Source organism: Thermus aquaticus (assembly GCF_001280255.1).
GTDB lineage: Bacteria > Deinococcota > Deinococci > Deinococcales > Thermaceae > Thermus > Thermus aquaticus.
The window spans coordinates 942-2,061 of record NZ_LHCI01000105.1 but is presented as its reverse complement, the minus strand read 5'-3'; the positions used below and the strand labels follow the sequence as shown (position 1 = coordinate 2,061).

Annotated in this window: 1 protein-coding gene and 1 pseudogene; one reads left to right on the top strand and one right to left on the bottom strand. The window is 67.3% G+C overall.

Annotated features, from left to right (window positions below; genetic code table 11):
- Positions 1-217: hypothetical protein (locus BVI061214_RS13360; protein ID WP_082333096.1), on the top strand; the 217-nt coding region annotated here is incomplete at its 5' end.
- 20 nt (positions 218-237) lie between these two features.
- Here BVI061214_RS13360 and BVI061214_RS12295 read toward each other — a convergent pair.
- Positions 238-940 (bottom strand): annotated as a pseudogene (locus tag BVI061214_RS12295) (transposase).
- Positions 941-1,120 lie beyond the last annotated feature (180 nt).

Here is a 1,120-nt window from a genome sequence, read left to right as displayed (position 1 = left end):
GGTTTTGCTGGGGCTGGCGGTGTTCCTTTGGGAAGTTGAGCGGTTGGGGGATCCGTTCAAGGGGTTTCTTTTGCAGCTCGGGGGCAAGCTGGGGCTGCCCAGCGAGAGGGATGGTCCGTACCTGCTCCTGAGGGGCCTGGTTCGCCTGCTCAACTATGAAGTCACCCAAGAACTCTTGAAGCAGGCTAAGGGAGGGCGAGGAAGGAGTTTTGGGTAAAGCCCTGCTCGTGGGCTTGCCTAGTAAATGGCCCTATACCCAGGGGGCGGCGGAAGGAAGGAGAGGAGGACCCTAAGGCCGTAGGCGATGAGCTCCAAAAACGCCCGCACCATGGCCGTCCAAGGCTTCCGCTCCCAAAGGTAGGCCCCGCCCAGCCGCCTCTTCATCCCCCCAAACACCCCCTCCACCACCCCGCGAAACCGGTACACCTCGGGGTCCCACCCCTCCCGCGCCCGTACCCGCGCCTCCTCCCTGGCCTCGCCCCCGCCCCGAAGCCGGATCACCGGCCGAAGACCCTCCCCCCTCAGCGCCTCCCACACCTCTTTCCCGTCAAACCCCGCGTCCGCCAAAAGCCATCCCCCAGTAGGGGCAAACCGCCGCAAGGCCTTCCCCCCAAGCTGGGGGTCCGGGGCGTAACCCCTCCCCGCCACCCCACCCCAGGGCAGGAGCAACCTCCTCTCCCTCTCCCACCGCACCAGGGCCAGAAGCCGCGCGTGCCCCCGGACCCGCCGCACCTCCGCTCCCCGACGGAAGCGGAGAAACCGGTCCTCCCTCCGGTAGGCCAACCCCGTGGTGTCCATCAGGTAAAGGGGGGGGCAGGGTCTTCCTCAGGGCTATCCCTTGAGGAGAGGTGGGCCTCCAGCTCTCGGGAAAGCCTCTCCAGGAGGGCCTCCAGGAGCTTGAGGTCCAGGCGCTGCACCGCGTAGCGGGCCAAGGACTGATGGGAGGGGAAGGGGGCTTCCATGAGGTCCTGAAGCAGGGCCTCCGTCTTGCGGTAGGTAAGGTGGAAGAAGGCGCGGAAGAGAAGAAGGGCCAGGTAAAGGCCGTGGTCGTAGCGCCAGGGGCGGCCCCGCTGGCCCTTGGGGGTGGGTGGAGCCACCTCCCGGGCCAGGCGCAGGCAGT